A 15,228-nucleotide genomic window follows, 5' to 3' on the forward strand; every position below is an offset into this window, starting at 1 on the left:
GCCAACAAATCATTGAACCGCCCCGACGACACCTTTTTGAACGAGCAGCCGAAAGAATGAGCCTGGGCCGTTTTTTAACTTAGTCCTTTTAAATTAAGAAGGAACAACAAAACCCTTACCCTCGCCAAAGCGGGGGTTTTATTTTCAAACATCTGTCCCTTTTTTTAAAAACAAATTTTCTTTGACAAAAAATCAATATTATCTTAAGATAATAAAAGTCGCTGAAAAACGATTAACTGTCCTTTCAAAAATAGGGGGAAAGATGAAAATTCTAACAGGGTCCGAGATCACGGAGGTTCCCTATTGGGCGCGCAAATTGGCTGAATTAACAAGAATTGCTTGGACAGGACAAGACGGGAAATGCTATTTTCCTTATTTACCTTTAACCAAGCCCGATCTCTGGCAAACTGAGATCTTGGCTGACTGGCAAAAAGGCAATCTCTTCTCCTGGGTAATGGAAGATGAAGGGAAAATCCTAGCCCATGCCGCATTGGTTAAAAAAGGCGACGTTTACGAATGTGGACGTTGGTTATCCTTACCAAATGCCCCAAAAGGGACGATGACTAGGCTGGTTGGCGCAGCTATTGATTTTGCTCGTCAAAGAAACTGGAATTTTTGGGTTGAGTGTACCCAAGCTCACACATCTTCTCAAAGGATCTGTGAAATACACGGGCTAAGATTTGCCGGTATAGGCATACTCAAAAAGGTCGGCGAAATTTGGTGGGATATTATCTATTTTGATAGTGGCGATCCTGCCCAAGCTTTCCAACCACAACCCGGCATCTTGGCCGATCCGTTGGGTCGCGAAATCAAAATGCAAGAAATCTATGCCGAAAGACTGGAGCAAATAACTTCTCTCATTCGTAATTCGCCAGGAGATCAAATTCCCCCGCTATATTTTCACATCTTGCCTCATTTAGAGTCAACTTTAAGGGAAATAATAAGGCTTAACGTTTGAACCATGACGCCTCGCACAACTTGTGCGAGGTTTTTCTTAAAAATTGACTTTTTTTAAAAAAAGGGCCAAAATATAAGTTAGAAATAACTTACGTATCATTAAGATTTATGGATGAAATAGCACTCTTAAAAAAACTGATTTCCTTAGATTCCCAGTGCACAAAAAGCAACCGCGCTATTGCTTTTTTTATTGCTTCTTTATTTCCTAAAAAAAATTGCCTGATTACCAAATTAAAAAAAGGCGACTTGGATTTATATAATGTAACTGTAAAATTTACCGGTAAAAATTCGTCCCATCCTTTGATTTTTAGCGGACACACCGACACCGTGCCTCTTACTAATCACTGGACAACCAATCCGTTTAAAGGCAACGTCAAAAAAGGAAATATTTTTGGCTTAGGAGCATCAGATATGAAAGCGGGCCTCGCTTCTATTATCTCCGCCGCCCTTTCCATAAAAGAAACCCCCAACCAAGATATTTATTTTCTTTTTGACGCCGATGAAGAAGATGCTTGTACCGGCGGTCAAGCTTTTCTTAAAACAATAAAAATAAAAAACAGAGCGGCCCAAATAATTATTGCCGAACCCACTGACGGATGTTTAATCATCGGGCAAAAAGGTGCTATGGATATGCGCGTTTCTTTTACGGGACAAGCTCTTCATTCCAGCAAAACCAGCGGATCCAAAAATAAAAAATTCAACGCTATTTATAAAGCCGCCGCGGCTATCAATGCCCTGCAAAAATTAGAGTTAAAATGGGAAAAAAAATCCAATCAACTTTTTGGCGCCCCAACTCAAGCTGTTTGCCAAATAAATGGCGGCGTAGCAAGCAATGTTATCCCGGACTCCTGCCAAATTTCCATCAACCGACGATTTCTTCCAAAAGAAAATCCTAAAAAAATTTTAGAACAACTTCAAAAAATAATTCATAAAATTGATCCGCTGGCTAAGGTGACAGCCAGATTTATCGGAGAATCCAACCTACTTGACACCCGAAGCCTTATTTTCCAAAAAGCCCAAGATACCGGCTGGAAAATCTTAAGAAAAAAGAAAGTAATCGTAGCGCCCTATTGGACACAGGCCGGTAATTTTAAACGCTGGGGCGATTGCCTAATTTGGGGACCAGGAAAAATTAAAATGGCGCATAGGGCCAATGAATACTGCCCTCTTAAACAAGTTAGACAAATGACTTTGTGCTATAAAAATTTAATCAAACAATTGACATAAACAATTGGCGCTTGACATTAAAGCATAATTATGCTACTACTAAAGTAGTTAATCAACTAAAACTAACATGGTTAACAAGGGTACTTTAACAAGCCAAGAGGGCAAAAAAATGGAAGCTTACGACCTATTGAACCATCGTGATTTTGTGTTTCAAACAACTGATGCCAGAAAAGTAAGAAAACTCCTCAATACTCCGGGAGCGACCGTCTACGAGGGTTTTGATCCTTCGGCTGATAGCCTGCATTTGGGTCATTTGTTATCCCTGATGGCAATGCACCATCTGCAAAAAGCGGGGCATCGTGTCATCTTTATTTTGGGTGGCGCCACCGGTCTGATCGGCGATCCCACCGGCAAGAAAACAAGCCGCAAACTTCTTTCTGCCCAAGATATCGCCGCTAATGGCGAAAAGATGAAAAAGCAGGTAGAAGAAATGGGACTTCTTAGATTCAGCGGTGAAAATGCCGCATTGATGATTGATAACAGCCGTTGGATGGGCAATTTCTCTTTTTTAAATGACTTTATGATCAAGGTGGCCAAGGTCTTCTCGGTAAACGAGATGGTAAAAATGCGCACCTTTGCCGATCGCCTAAAAGATGAAGGAAGCCTCACTCTGATGGAATTCTGCTACCCGGTTCTGCAAGCCTGGGATTTTCTGGAGTTGTTTGAACAGTTTGGTTGTCGTCTGCAAATCGGCGGACAGGACCAATGGGCCAATATCCTTCAGGGAGCTAGTTTAATCAAAAAAATCCATGGTGCGGAGGTACATGCCCTGACTTTCCCTCTTTTAACCACGGCCAGCGGCGAAAAAATGGGAAAAACGGAAAAGGGACCGATTTGGCTGGATCCAAAGAAGACAAGTCCCTTTGATTTTTACCAGTACCTTATTCAAACGCCCGACCAATTAGTTCCTCAAATGCTCAGGATGTTCACTTTTTTACCTTTAGAGGAAATTGAAAAGGCGATCTTAAATCCCAGAGAGGCACAGCGTCTTTTGGCTTTTGAAACAACTAAGGTTGTCCATGGCGAGGAAGAGGCTGTTAAGGCTCGCCGAGACACGGAAAAGTTGTTTGGAAAATCAGAAGGGGGAACGGAAGCTGTCCCCACATTTAAAATGTCCGCGGCAGAAATGCCTTTGGATGAAATCCTGGTACAGGCAAAATCGTTGCCCTCCAAAAGCGAAGTAAAGAGGCGCTGCCAAGGAGGCGCTGTACAAATTGACGGCCAAGCGGTCACTGATTCAAGACAAACAGTAAACAAAGGATGCGTGATTCGTTTTGGCAAAGGATCCTTCTTAAAAGTAGAAACTTAGTCTTTTCCCCGTGCTTCTTTTTGAGGCACGGGGTTTTTAATTAACTACCTATGAGCAAAGATAATTTTTTTCTCGTCTTACTAACAATCGTAATAATTTTGGCCTGGGGAGCCGTTCCGGCTTTGGCGGTAATCGGAGATTTACCGGCCGGTGTCACCGCCCTAATTATCAATTTTAGTTCCCTCCTAACCGTGGCTTTTTTATTGAGTATAGGAGTTTTTGACAGGTTCAATATCAAAAATGCCGACAAACCTAAAGAAGAATGGCAAAAAACATGGGCGGCCTTTCGTAATTACGATTTAAAAACATATTTAAAAATGTCAGTTTTAAGTTTTTTTTGGCCATTTCTTTATTCTTTGGCTTATTTTTATGCCATTTATATCAAACAAGCATCCTTGGTAGTACTGTTTAATTTTTCTTGGCCATTATTTTGCGTGATAGGATTAAGATTGATTGATAAAAAAAAGTTTAAATTATTGCCTTTTTTAGGTATTTTAATTTCAGTCATAGCCGCTCTTGGTTCAGCCTTTAACGGCCAGGGACTTGACAAAATTGCTTACCTGATGTTAGGATTGGGAGGGATAGTAGCCGCCACCCAGGGAGGCTATGCCGCAGTCACAGATAGCAAGTGGTGGAAAGATATTCATCCCGGGATTCTAACCTTAATCGGGGCAGCTATTACGGTAATATTTTCTTTTTTGTACGCCCTCATATTTGGCGAATTCAGCCTTCTTCGGGAGATAAATTCGGTTTCCCTCATTTCCTTAATTGCTATCGGTGTATTATCAAACGGAATAGGTTTTTCAGCCTTTTTAATCGCTAACCAGAAAACCTCCGGAACCGGTGAGCAAAAATTAAAAATCAAAGCCTGGTGGCTGGCCAGCATGTCTTTAGTCCCATTTGCGCAAATGCTTTTTCTCTTAGTACCAATTAAAGTACTCCAAGAAAAAGCAAATGTATCAAGCTCAAGCTGGATAGCCTTAAGTCTGCTGATAATTGCCTTTCTTATCCTGCGACTTTCAAATTGGTATGAAGAGTGGTCGGAGAGACGGAAAAATGTTCTATAAATAATACAATTAATTTTAGCGCCGAGATACCCAAGCGGTCAAAGGGAGCGGTCTGTAAAACCGTTGGCTTAGGCCTTCGTGGGTTCGAATCCCACTCTCGGCACCAGCCTCCAAAACGGAGGCAGACTGAACAAGGCGCGGAAAAAGACAACAATTTTTCTCGCGCCTTTTTTTATTGATAATCCACGAAAACAATACCATCTGCAATACAACCTCTTGCGAAATTAGATTAAAAACTCTATAATAAGTGATGTAAGTCACCATTTTATTTTTAAATTTATGTCTAAAGAAAACAACGAAATCAAATCCCAATTTTTAATTCCTACCGTAATAGAAAAAACCTCTTACGGCGAACGAGCTTATGATATTTATTCTCGTCTGTTAAAAGACAGGATAATTTTTTTGGGTACAGCCGTGGATGATGCCGTAGCCAACACCGTCATTGCCCAGCTTTTGTTTTTAGAAAATCAAAGCAAAGATAAAGAAATTAAATTGTACATCAACTCTCCGGGGGGATCAGTCACCGCCGGATTAGCCATTTACGATACCATGCAATACATTAAACCGGATGTTTCTACTATCTGCATTGGCATGGCGGCAAGTATGGGCGCGGTGCTACTGGCCGCCGGACAAAAGGGCAAAAGATTTATACTGCCCAATGCCGAGGTGATGATTCATCAAGTGATGGGCGGAGCAGAAGGCCAAGCTACCGATGTTAAAATCCGAGCGGAGCATATTTTAAAAATCAAGGACAGACTAAATAAACTCTTGGCCGAGCATACCAATCAACCTATAGAAAAAATAGAAAAAGATACTGATCGTGATTACTTTATGAGTCCGGAAGAAGCACAGAAATATGGACTGGTGGATAAGATAATAAAAAAATAGATTAAAAAAAGACCCCGTAGCCAGGTTACCAGTTGCGGGGTTTTGATTTGGGCGGACTTACATATATTCGTTCTTTTGAACAAAGCGGGACTCGTCCGCCCTAAAAATAAGCGGCCACTTCTTCTAACGTCTTTTAGCAAGACATTGCCATCTTAAGCCGCTTCATTCTCTGGTAGCAACAAAGGCTCATTCGTTTATCAAAAAACATGAAGCCTCTCGTCGCCACCACTTTTAAAAAGCACCGAAGTGGACAACAATAATGTCGGCCTAAAAGTCCATCCCAATCCTCGTCCACTTAAAAAGAACAAGAGAGCAGACAAACGAGTCGGCGGTTTTTTAACACCTTACCAAACGTCTGCTCCTGGTAGCACCGGACGGACAAGGCGTTTTGCGCCTTTTTGTGGCAGGATCAAGTTCGTCCGTCTTTAAACAAATGGGCAAGCACCCTCCGTATCGTTGCTTTTGACAACAGCGGGAAACTCGCCTGCCCTTACATTGTCTTGCGCTGACAAAGCCACTTTCGTTTTTTTTATAAAAACAGGGTTATTCTAATCAGCGCAATTTAAACGCGGACATCAACCCAGTCGTTTTAAAACACGTTTATTGTCGTCCGCGTTTTACTTTTGACGGACACCCCGGTCTGCGTCTTTTCAGACAAAGTAGGATTCGTCCATCATATACCAAGCGGTCACATCAACCTTCGTCTTTAACAAGACAGTCTTTCATTAGGCCGCTTTATTTTCTGGTGATGACGGGTATTCACCACACACAAAGACAAGAAGCCTGCTGTCACCACCATTTTAAGGGGACACGAATTCCAACGTTTTAAAACATTCATCTTGTCGTCCCCCTTTTTATTCTCAAAGAACTGTTTTTTTACACTAACAGATTAAGAAAAAAGAATCAAGAGAGTGTGCCCAAAAAAAACCCGTAGCCAGATTACCAGCTACGGGGGTGATGTTGCGGACAAGCAACATTAGGCAGACACTTCGGTATTCATCTTTCCAGATAAGCATCTATTCGTCTTTTTGGACAATATAGCAATCATCCACCCAAAACAAGTAGCTGGGCCAAACACGATCATGTCCGTTTAAAACAGAGCGTTCTCCGTCCGACCCAACTAAATCAAGGGGGCAAGCAAGGCATCAGTCGTCCTTACGGACAAGGCAACCTTCGCCTACCCCAATCCTTACGCAGCCTGGCGCTCCTCACGCTGGCGATCCTTCTCCAGTTTCCACCACTCCTTCCACAGCCATTCCACGAACTTGGTGAGAGTGCGCCAGGTGGCCATGCGGTGGATGTGCCCGTCGGAGTAACGCGACTTGCCGTTCGTGCCAATTTCCTTGGCATGGCGGTCGCGGAACTTCGCCTTGTAGGAGATCAGCTTCTGTCCACACACGGAGTCGGGACGGCGGTTGAACTGGTCGCCAAGCAAATACAGCGCTTGGCGCAGATCCGGACTCCAGTTGGCCACTTCTCCGCCACGACGACGCGGGAACCGTCCGTCGGGCAGAACATGCGCGCCGCAGTAGGCCTTGAGCTTGGCATCGGTCTCAAAGCGGCGAATATCCACGATGCTGGCAATGAAAGCGGCAGCGAGGCGGGGACCTACGCCCGAAATCGGCGCAAAAACCCTGTCCCACAGAGCCGTAGCTTCCACCGCCTTCTTGAGCTCACTTTCCCGGCGCTTCAGTTCCTCTTCCAAGTTCTGCAAAACCATATCGTTGGCCGAGCGGCGCTGGTATTCTTTCTCAATCATGCCTTCTGGGTAAAGCCCTCTTTCCGAGAGAAAGATACTGCCGATGAAGGAAGCATGCAGACGCTGTTCACAGGCAATACGCGCCGCCAAAGCTTCCTGCCGAAAAGACAGGGCCTCGGAGACGCGGATGAAGGCGCGATCACGCGACTCCACCTTGTAGAAGGATCCACGCTCGTTCCGCACCTTCTGCGCAAGCAGTTCGGCGTCCTTGTCCTTGTCCTCATCCTGACCGCGCCAGTTCTTGAAGACAAAGGACGGTACACGGTAAACGCTCGCACCAACATTCTCTCCGCTGCGGGAAAGCGCGGCGGCCAGGCGATCGCCCGATCCGCCCAGAATCATGCCCACCACATCGCCCTCGCGCAGGCCTTCAAAGGCCGCGGGGACTTTGCCGAGGACATACCTGTCCTTGCCTTCCTTCTTGAAAAAGCCCTTAGGGAGAGCACTGACGTCTTCATCGTCCTTGACCTTGCGCCAACCCAGCTGATGCGGCGGAAAAATGGAAACATCTTCTCCCATTTTCACGTCACGCATGGCCGCGACCAAAACGCCATGGGCAAAATCCAACTCGGACTGCTCGTCGGGCAAGTCCAAAACCAAATCCTGGCCCTTTTTCCCGCCACCCAAGATGAAGATCTGGGTGGGTCGCGCTTGCCCGGCCGTGGTTTTCTTGACCCGGTGTCTGATGCCGATGAATCTTTCCATCTCACTTCTCCTTGCCCTTTTGGGGCAGTATGTCCCCTAAGGGACACTTGTAAGGAACCCGTCCTTAAAGCCGCCTTGGCTTAAGGACAATTAGGAACCAGACGGACACCTCCTCGGTACGCCTGTTTAAGACAGCGCAACATTCGTCCGTCTTTGAACAAATGGGCAAACACCTTCCGGATCGTTGCTTTTGCCAACAATGGTAGGTTCGCCTGCCCAAAAATTTCTGATGGCAACAAATTTCCAAACGCACCAAAGCGCATTTTCAGCTTCGTCGCCACCATTTTATGCGCTGACAGTACGACTTTCGTCTTCTAACAAAGACACTTCCTACTACCGTCAGCGCAATGTACACGCGGACAACTATTCAACTGGCCTAAAGGCCATCCATTGACTCGTCCGCGTTTTGACTATTGATGGACAGAAGCAGGAGCGTCCCAGGGACATCCCAACTATCGTCCATCAAATTATTAAGCGGCCACTTAGCTATTCGTCCTTTGGGACAGCAGTTGATGCGGCCGCTAAACTCTCTGGCGATGACAGTTGAACACACGTTTTTACAAAAACACAATCCTCTTCGTCACCGCCTTGTATAATGAAAGCGGACACAATGAGCCGCGTTTAAAAACATCCTACCTCTCGTCCACTCCCAAAAATCAAACGGGGACATTGCATCACTCGGCCATAAAAGCCAATGCACTTCTCGTCCCTGCAAAATTGTCTGTGAGGACACCCAGCCCCTCGTCCAACAAGACAGACTGAAATTCGTCCTCACATTTGTAAATAACCGACGCGACAGCCCGAACGTCATCCCAAAAGGACAGACCTGCTTACGTCGCGCCCTATCAACCTTTCTTTAGATTGACTTTTTACCCTATCAGATTGGCATTTTTTGTCAATAGCTTAGCGTGCAAGCAAGCCCGGCCTTGACAAAAAGGCCAAAATGTGCTATAATTTAAAGTTAAAATAGTCCTTTTAAACTCCCAACCTAAACACAAGGAGGCCAAAATGATAGATTTCTTCATTGGGCAAATAGTGACGATTGGCCTGCTGTTCCTGGCAATTTATGTGGGGCTGGATCTTTTTTCCCCACCCTTGGCCAAGCGGTTTGCCAGGCTCTTGGGACGAATTGCCAGGACCCTTTGGCGTCGTGTCATCTGGCCTCTCTTGCGCTGGGTGGCCCGCTGGGTACGGAATCACATCCTTGAACCGCTTCTGCGCCGGCTCTTGGATCTGTTCCTCTGGCTCTTGGTCTGGCTCGCCCATCACGGTAGTTACTGGGCCAGTAGCCTTTGGCACCGCCTGATTGTCTACCGCGCTCGTCACCGAAGGCGACCGTAGACCCGTGAACAACTCGCCCCGCTCCCTGTCACTTGCCGCCTGTCCCCCTAACCTCGGACAGGCTTTTTTTATAAGCCTAAATTAATTTCGCTCGTAACATGTCTAATATTTTTTCGCTAAATCTAGCCAAAGAAATCCTAAAAACTCAACCTTCAAACCTTTTCCCCCTCACTACCCTTGACAAACAACCCCTGATATGGTAGAATAATCAGTCATCTTCGTGCTTGATCCAAAAGCAAAATAAAGATGGCTTTAACAAAAAAGCCCCATCAAAGTAGGTGTTCACGACAAGCATGGGGATTTGTCGAAGGAAAGATCCGGTCTCTGACTCGACTTATCCTTTGACAAATCTTCTTGAACACCTACTTTAAAAAGGCTTTTACCAAACAAACCCCAACCTGCAAAGGAAGGGGGTTTGTTTTTAATAATTGCCGGTGGCTGAGGGCGTAGAGGGAATTATTGGGGATACAGGTACGGCCGATGCCGGTGATTCGGCAGGGGCACTGCCACCAGGCGCAGTAGAGGTGGCTGACAAAAATCCATCAGTCGTAGCCGGTTCACTTAACTTTTCTACGCCAATCATACAAACTTCACCCCAAGGTCTATAACGGCTGACAAAATCTTGCGTTTTAATGGTTCCGTCGGCATAAGCAACTGTATAAGTAAAACTAGCATCGGCCCCGGCATGCGCTTTTTCTGTGCATTTTTTCTGTCCCACCGGCAAATCCAAAGTTTCAACTAATTTGGATGGCGGTGGTGATTTAATGTTGTAGACTTTGGGATCAGTCCTTCTTACCGAACGCCCATCTTTGGCACCCCAGAACTGAAAAATTAAATTATCGCCGTCTATTTTGGTTTGCACTAAAATATGATTGGCCGTATCGTTGATAAATTTAAAGTCGGGAGCCGGATCATAGATGGTGGCATCAATACCCACTGGCGGCTCATAATAAGAAACGCGGTAAGCATGATTAGCCCGCTCCAACACCGGCAGACCCGAGGCTAACACCGCCCTAAAAATAGTAGTGGAAACTTGACACAAACCGCCGCCAAATTCCGGTTTTGTTTTATTACCCTTAATTACCAGTTCCGGTAAATACCCATTGGTATCATCAATTGGTCTTAATTTTTCTATTACAGAAAGGATTTCACCGGGTTTAATTAAAACCCCGTTCAAGGCCGCCGCGCCCACAGCAATATTTTTACGGCGATTAACAGGACTGCCTTTAAAATTAGTTTGCCCTTCCCCCAATAATTCTTTAATACCAAAATTATTTACTTTAGATAAAGTTAATTCCGGTTCTACAATTTCTTTAACCAGTTTTATCTTTCTTTCTCCACCATTAAACAAAGCATTTTCCGCAGCCGCTACCACAACAGGTACATTAACTTTCTCCCCTGCCTGACCAGGTTTAAATTCCTTTACTCGGCCGTTTTCTACAATAAAACGCGCTTCTTCAAATTGTGTTTCCAGTTGATAATCTACTTGTTTTTTTAAATACTCTTCTAAAAGACTAGCCTCAATTGCCAAACCGACTTTTTCATTATTATTTTTTAAAACCACCCACCGCGCCCATTCTTTGGCCGAAACCTTAAATTGTTTTTCACCGGAAATTAAAACTATTTCTCCGGCGGATAAAGCTTGCGCTAAAAGCGGCTTGAGTTCTTCTGCTTGCCATTTAAAAATTTCCGGTTGACTTTCAATCAGATGCAAAATAATTGGATCAGAGCTGGCCTCTCCTAAGTTATTTTTCAATGTTTTAAAGGCCGTTTCATAATCAAAAATTTTTCCCGCTGATTCAGCTATTGTTGTCACTTTTAAAATTTCTCCGTCTTCAATTTTTAAACTGGCATTCTTATTAGGCACCTCTATATTAGCCAAATTAAAATGTAAAAATTTATTTACCTCATTTGCCGATAAATAATATTCCAAAGGAACCTTAACTCCAAAAAATCTAACATAAAGTCTATTCAAAGCTTGTTCCAGTCTGTTGCCCTCTCGCCCTACTTTAAAAGCTTTGGCTACAGTTTTATCCAAATCATAATCAAAAATAGTAGCGGAAATGTCCGGATTGATGGAGGAATCGGCCACCGAAGGCAAGTTGAGGGAAATATTTTTATAATTAAATACCGCGCCTTTATTTAAAATTGCATCTGTTGGTTGAACAATTAATTTTCTGGCTTGCTCTATATTTAAGCCACCCACATCAATTGGGCCGATACTTACCCCCTTAGATATAGAACCCGCCGGCAACTGAACCAGCAGGACCAAAAAACCGGCCACTAAAAAACAAAATAAAAAAAGAGCGGCTAAAGTAAGCCACAAGGTATATTTAGCAGTTCGCTTATTTTCGTTTTCATTCACTGTTTCGGCCATACTAATCTTTTTTCAAAATCTCATTTAAAATTGCTTTGGCTTGTTTGGCCCTTTCCTCTGTTGCTCTACCACCAGGCTCTTCTATTTTTATTTCCACAACACTACCCTCGCCGGAATTCTCCGGTAAAAAATTAATATCAATGTTTAAAGTTTGACCGTCATCAAATTTCAAAACAGCCTTTTTTTCTTCTAATCTATCTATAACACCAACTAATTTTTTTTCTTTGGACATATTATTCTTCTAAAACTTTAATTGGCACTTTCTTTTTGGCAGATTCCTTAGGGATAACAATGGTTAAAACGCCGTTTTTAAAAGTGCCCATAGCCTCGTCAGTTAAAACATCAACCGGCAAAACAATGGTACGGGAAAAATTGCCCCAATAACATTCACGGTAAAAATAATTTTTGTCATCAATATCCACCTCGCGATGTCTTTGTCCCCTGATGGTTAAAAGATCATTATGGATGTTAACAGAAATATCCTCGGGCCGCGCTCCGGCAATGGTAGCCACAATTACCAAGCGGCCGTCTTTTTCCCCCACGTCAACCGAAAGCTGTCCTTCATCGCGATCTAAATCCCAATCTTCGGGAGGTGGAGACGCTTTTTTACCGACCTTATTAATCAAATTGGAAAAAAAATCGCCTTTGTTTGTTTTGGTTTCAGCTACGACAATTTTTTTACTGGCTTTTTTAGTTGCCATATTTTAACATTAAACCCAATTTTGTTGCAACCCGCAACAGTCACTGGTTATTAATTTACTTTTAAACTCATCTCTAAAGATTATATCAAAAAAATAATTATGTTAAAAGAGAGGCTTTTTGTCCGTCTCCGGCTTTTCAAAAAGGCAGAGCCAGGCTATAATAGAGTCAAATTAAACTTTAAGCTATGAAAACCTTTGATATTGCCATTATCGGAGCCGGTCCGGCCGGAATTATGGCTGCCATTACTGCCGCAAAGCAAGGCCGGCAGGTTATTTTATTAGAAAAAAACGAGATAATCGGGCGTAAAATTTTGGCTACAGGCAATGGCCGTTGCAATCTTACCAATAAAAATATAGATGTTTCAAATTATCACGGCGCTAATCCGGAATTTATCAAACAAATTCTTTCCGCTTTTGATCAATATAAAGTGACGGAGTACTTTGAATCTTTGGGCGTAATTTTAAAAGAAGAAAATAATGGCCGCATTTTTCCGCGCACCAACCAGGCTTCCTCTGTTGTGGAAGCCCTAGATTATGAATTAAAAAAATTAAAAGTTAGCGTGGAAACAAAGGCTTCGGTTAAAAATATCCACTATGAAAAAAATTGGCTCTTAAGCGGCCAAAAAACCACTGGCGATTTTAAAATTGAAGCCAAAAATTTAATTCTTACCACCGGCGGCAAAGCCTCCTTCCAATTTGGCTCATCCGGTGATGGTTTATATTGGTCAGAAAAACTTGGACACACCATTATTTTTCCCCATCCGGCTTTAACACCTTTGGAAACAGTGGAATCTTGGCCTAAAAATATTCAGGGATTAAGAATTGAAGGAACAGTCAAACTCACAGCTGACGGAAAAATTATTTCCCAAAGCCAAGGCGATATTTTATTTACCCACTTTGGTTTATCCGGGCCAGCTATTATGAAACAGGCTAGAAATGTAGGTTTATTACTGCCTACAAAAAAAATAGAGGTGCACATTGATGCAATTCCCGAGGAAACCAAAAAAGAATTAGATAAAAAAATAGAGACTATTTTAAATGTCAACGGAGCCAAAGAGATAAAAAATGCCCTGGCAGGGATCATTCCAGTTGAACTGATAAAAACAATTTTGATTAATCTGGCAATTGATCCGGAAAAGAAATCTTCTCGCATTTCTAAATTGGAGAGAGTTTCAGTTGTTGGGGTTTTAAAAAATTTAACTCTAACAATTAGCAAAACCCGCCCCTTTAAAGAAGCCCAGGTGACGGCCGGTGGTGTTGATGCAAAAGAAATTGACGCCAAGACACTAGAATCAAAAAAAATTCCTCATCTCTTTTTTGCCGGAGAAATAATTGATGTAGATGGAGATTCAGGTGGATTTAATCTGCAATGGGCCTGGTCTTCGGGATATTTAGCTGGTTTATCGGCAAGTAAATAATTATTGAATTTCAAAAAGATCCCATCGCTTGATGAGATCTTTTAAAATGTAAAAATTGGCGGAGAGGGTGGGATTCGGACCCACGGTCCTCTTACAAGGACAACAGTTTTCAAGACTGTCGCATTAGACCACTCTGCCACCTCTCCAAACAAAAACGGAGAGGGTGGGATTCGGACCCACGAGCCCCCTTACGGGGGCGCAGGTTAGCAACCTGCTGCTTTAAGCCGCTCAGCCACCTCTCCAATTATGGTATTATCCTATCAAATTTTTATCTCCTTAGCAAGTCCCATTACCCTATCTCTCCCTTGCCACGGTTAAAGACCAAATTAAACCGGCGCCGGCTTGTTTTAAAACCTTGGCGCATTCTTGCAAAGTGGCTCCGGTGGTAAAAACATCATCAACTAAAATTATATCACGCCCTGATAACTCTTTTTCAACAATGAAACCTCCGGCTAAATTTTTAATTCTCTCTGTCCTGCCCAAACCCACTTGCCGAGAAGTTTTTTTAACCCTCTTCAAAATCCCAGCGCCCACTTCCTTCCCCACTCGGCTCGCTAACATTTTAGCCAATTCTTCTGCCTGATTAAATCCCCTTTCCCAATATCGGCTGCGATGAAGAGGCACGGGAACAAACAGCCAATTTAATTTTTTGATAAAAATATCATGAAAAGAAACCTTAGATAAAAAATCATCGGCCAAATGTTCAAAAACAATAAAAACATTTCTTTTAAAATTATATTTATATTCTAAAATTGCCTGCCGTAACTTTTTTTCTTGATAACTGCCTAAAGCCATAACTCCATCTAAAAAAGAATTTGCTTGGCAAAAAAAACAGGTGGAGCCACCATTTAAATTATCTTTATAACAAACCGGACAAAAAAATTGCGGTACCGATTCAATTTCTTTCAAACAATTTTGGCAAACCGCCATTCCCTCTTTCTCACAAAAAATACAAAAAACAGGGAAAATAGTATCCCTGATTTTGTTTATAATTTTAAAAATTTCCTCCTTCATTAAATTTTCCAAAATTATTGCCAAAAAGCCCCATCAACCAACCAAACCCCCTTAGACAAAACCAGATTCAATTTCATGTCATTGTAAGATAAAGAGTCAACACCATTTATTCTTTGCTGACGCTGGGTAGAAACAATTACGGAGGCTTTATTTTTTTGCAAATTTTCTATTTTTTGACTAAGAGCCAAAGTAGTCACACTTTCAAATCCCAAAGGATTTTTTTTCTTTAAATCTTCCGGATAAATTTTGAGCCAGGCCGCAACCGTAGGCGTGACCAAATCTTGAATTTCGGCAAAATTGCTAAAATTAGCTTCCATGCTATATGACCCAAATCGTTCTACAAAATTTTTAGCCACATTTTTAATAGCCAATTCGTTATTAGCAACTTTTACTTCTTCTTGAGTTAATTTAACCGGAGTAATTGTAGTTGTTGTGGGCGCGGTGTTTAAATTATTGTTTGAAGTA

General features: G+C 42.8%; 13 protein-coding genes, 3 tRNA genes and 1 pseudogene. 7 read left to right on the forward strand and 10 right to left on the reverse strand.

The annotated features are described in order from the left end of the window. Positions 1-262 precede the first annotated feature (262 nt). The 6 genes from A2294_02545 (at position 263) to A2294_02570 (ending at position 5,448) form a co-directional block, all read left to right on the forward strand. Entirely contained in the window at positions 263-958 is a 696-nt protein-coding gene (locus tag A2294_02545) for a hypothetical protein (GenBank protein OGH86116.1), read from the forward strand. A gap of 107 nt (positions 959-1,065) precedes the next feature. Further along, the gene (locus A2294_02550) at positions 1,066-2,184 is read left to right on the forward strand and encodes a hypothetical protein (GenBank protein ID OGH86117.1); all 1,119 of its coding nucleotides are present in this window, start codon (positions 1,066-1,068) and stop codon (positions 2,182-2,184) included. 109 nt (positions 2,185-2,293) lie between these two features. Then, positions 2,294-3,493, forward strand: a complete 1,200-nt coding sequence (locus A2294_02555) for a tyrosine--tRNA ligase (protein ID OGH86181.1) — start codon at positions 2,294-2,296, stop codon at positions 3,491-3,493. A gap of 50 nt (positions 3,494-3,543) precedes the next feature. Continuing rightward, entirely contained in the window at positions 3,544-4,560 is a 1,017-nt protein-coding gene (locus A2294_02560; GenBank protein ID OGH86118.1) for a hypothetical protein, read from the forward strand. A gap of 20 nt (positions 4,561-4,580) precedes the next feature. Continuing rightward, positions 4,581-4,666 (forward strand) — tRNA-Tyr (locus A2294_02565). Between the two features lie 173 nt (positions 4,667-4,839). Beyond that, on the forward strand, positions 4,840-5,448 hold the full coding sequence (locus tag A2294_02570) for an ATP-dependent Clp endopeptidase, proteolytic subunit ClpP (protein ID OGH86119.1): 609 nt from the start codon (positions 4,840-4,842) through the stop codon (positions 5,446-5,448). A 1,189-nt stretch (positions 5,449-6,637) separates the two neighbouring features. Here A2294_02570 and A2294_02575 read toward each other — a convergent pair. From A2294_02575 to A2294_02600, 6 genes are all read right to left on the reverse strand, one after another. Further along, positions 6,638-7,912: a hypothetical protein gene (locus tag A2294_02575; GenBank protein OGH86120.1), complete on the reverse strand. Its 1,275-nt coding sequence runs from the start codon at positions 7,910-7,912 to the stop codon at positions 6,638-6,640. Between the two features lie 80 nt (positions 7,913-7,992). After that, on the reverse strand, positions 7,993-8,196 hold the full coding sequence (locus tag A2294_02580) for a hypothetical protein (GenBank protein ID OGH86121.1): 204 nt from the start codon (positions 8,194-8,196) through the stop codon (positions 7,993-7,995). A 691-nt stretch (positions 8,197-8,887) separates the two neighbouring features. Then, positions 8,888-9,211, reverse strand: coding sequence for a hypothetical protein (locus A2294_02585; GenBank protein OGH86122.1), 324 nt, complete (start codon positions 9,209-9,211; stop codon positions 8,888-8,890). Between the two features lie 463 nt (positions 9,212-9,674). Next, positions 9,675-11,630, reverse strand: a complete 1,956-nt coding sequence (locus A2294_02590) for a hypothetical protein (GenBank protein ID OGH86123.1) — start codon at positions 11,628-11,630, stop codon at positions 9,675-9,677. Position 11,631: 1 nt separating this feature from the next. Further along, complete coding sequence (locus A2294_02595) at positions 11,632-11,862, reverse strand: hypothetical protein (GenBank protein ID OGH86124.1); 231 nt, start codon at positions 11,860-11,862, stop codon at positions 11,632-11,634. Position 11,863: 1 nt separating this feature from the next. Continuing rightward, positions 11,864-12,331 carry a hypothetical protein gene (locus tag A2294_02600; GenBank protein ID OGH86125.1) on the reverse strand — a complete coding sequence of 156 codons (468 nt, stop codon included), beginning with the start codon at positions 12,329-12,331 and terminating at the stop codon, positions 11,864-11,866. Positions 12,332-12,516: 185 nt separating this feature from the next. On the opposite strand from A2294_02600, the gene A2294_02605 reads away from it, so the two are divergent. Next, a complete protein-coding gene (locus tag A2294_02605) occupies positions 12,517-13,749 on the forward strand; it encodes a hypothetical protein (protein ID OGH86126.1) in 1,233 nt (410 codons plus the stop codon). Positions 13,750-13,805: 56 nt separating this feature from the next. On the opposite strand, the gene A2294_02610 is transcribed toward A2294_02605, so the two are convergent. The 4 genes and pseudogenes from A2294_02610 to A2294_02625 all read right to left on the reverse strand — a co-directional run bounded on the left by A2294_02610 (position 13,806) and on the right by A2294_02625 (position 15,228). After that, positions 13,806-13,895 (reverse strand) — tRNA-Ser (locus A2294_02610). A gap of 9 nt (positions 13,896-13,904) precedes the next feature. Then, positions 13,905-13,991, reverse strand: a tRNA-Ser gene (locus A2294_02615). A 52-nt stretch (positions 13,992-14,043) separates the two neighbouring features. After that, positions 14,044-14,763 carry a hypothetical protein gene (locus A2294_02620; GenBank protein ID OGH86127.1) on the reverse strand — a complete coding sequence of 240 codons (720 nt, stop codon included), beginning with the start codon at positions 14,761-14,763 and terminating at the stop codon, positions 14,044-14,046. 14 nt (positions 14,764-14,777) lie between these two features. Further along, positions 14,778-15,228 (reverse strand): annotated as a pseudogene (locus A2294_02625) (hypothetical protein).

It is taken from the genome of Candidatus Magasanikbacteria bacterium RIFOXYB2_FULL_38_10, assembly GCA_001783145.1.
Taxonomy (GTDB): Bacteria; Patescibacteriota; Patescibacteriia; order Magasanikbacterales; family UBA10003; genus GWC2-40-17.

Coding starts and splice junctions, on each gene's coding strand:
- A2294_02560 (OGH86118.1), top strand. CDS start 3,544: ATGAGCAAAGATAATTTTTTTCTCGTCTTACTAACAATCGTAATAATT.
- A2294_02575 (OGH86120.1), bottom strand. CDS start 7,912: ATGGAAAGATTCATCGGCATCAGACACCGGGTCAAGAAAACCACGGCC.
- A2294_02595 (OGH86124.1), bottom strand. CDS start 11,862: ATGTCCAAAGAAAAAAAATTAGTTGGTGTTATAGATAGATTAGAAGAA.
- A2294_02590 (OGH86123.1), bottom strand. CDS start 11,630: ATGGCCGAAACAGTGAATGAAAACGAAAATAAGCGAACTGCTAAATAT.
- A2294_02545 (OGH86116.1), top strand. CDS start 263: ATGAAAATTCTAACAGGGTCCGAGATCACGGAGGTTCCCTATTGGGCG.
- A2294_02605 (OGH86126.1), top strand. CDS start 12,517: ATGAAAACCTTTGATATTGCCATTATCGGAGCCGGTCCGGCCGGAATT.
- A2294_02620 (OGH86127.1), bottom strand. CDS start 14,763: ATGAAGGAGGAAATTTTTAAAATTATAAACAAAATCAGGGATACTATT.
- A2294_02570 (OGH86119.1), top strand. CDS start 4,840: ATGTCTAAAGAAAACAACGAAATCAAATCCCAATTTTTAATTCCTACC.
- A2294_02580 (OGH86121.1), bottom strand. CDS start 8,196: ATGGTGGCGACGAAGCTGAAAATGCGCTTTGGTGCGTTTGGAAATTTG.
- A2294_02550 (OGH86117.1), top strand. CDS start 1,066: ATGGATGAAATAGCACTCTTAAAAAAACTGATTTCCTTAGATTCCCAG.
- A2294_02600 (OGH86125.1), bottom strand. CDS start 12,331: ATGGCAACTAAAAAAGCCAGTAAAAAAATTGTCGTAGCTGAAACCAAA.
- A2294_02555 (OGH86181.1), top strand. CDS start 2,294: ATGGAAGCTTACGACCTATTGAACCATCGTGATTTTGTGTTTCAAACA.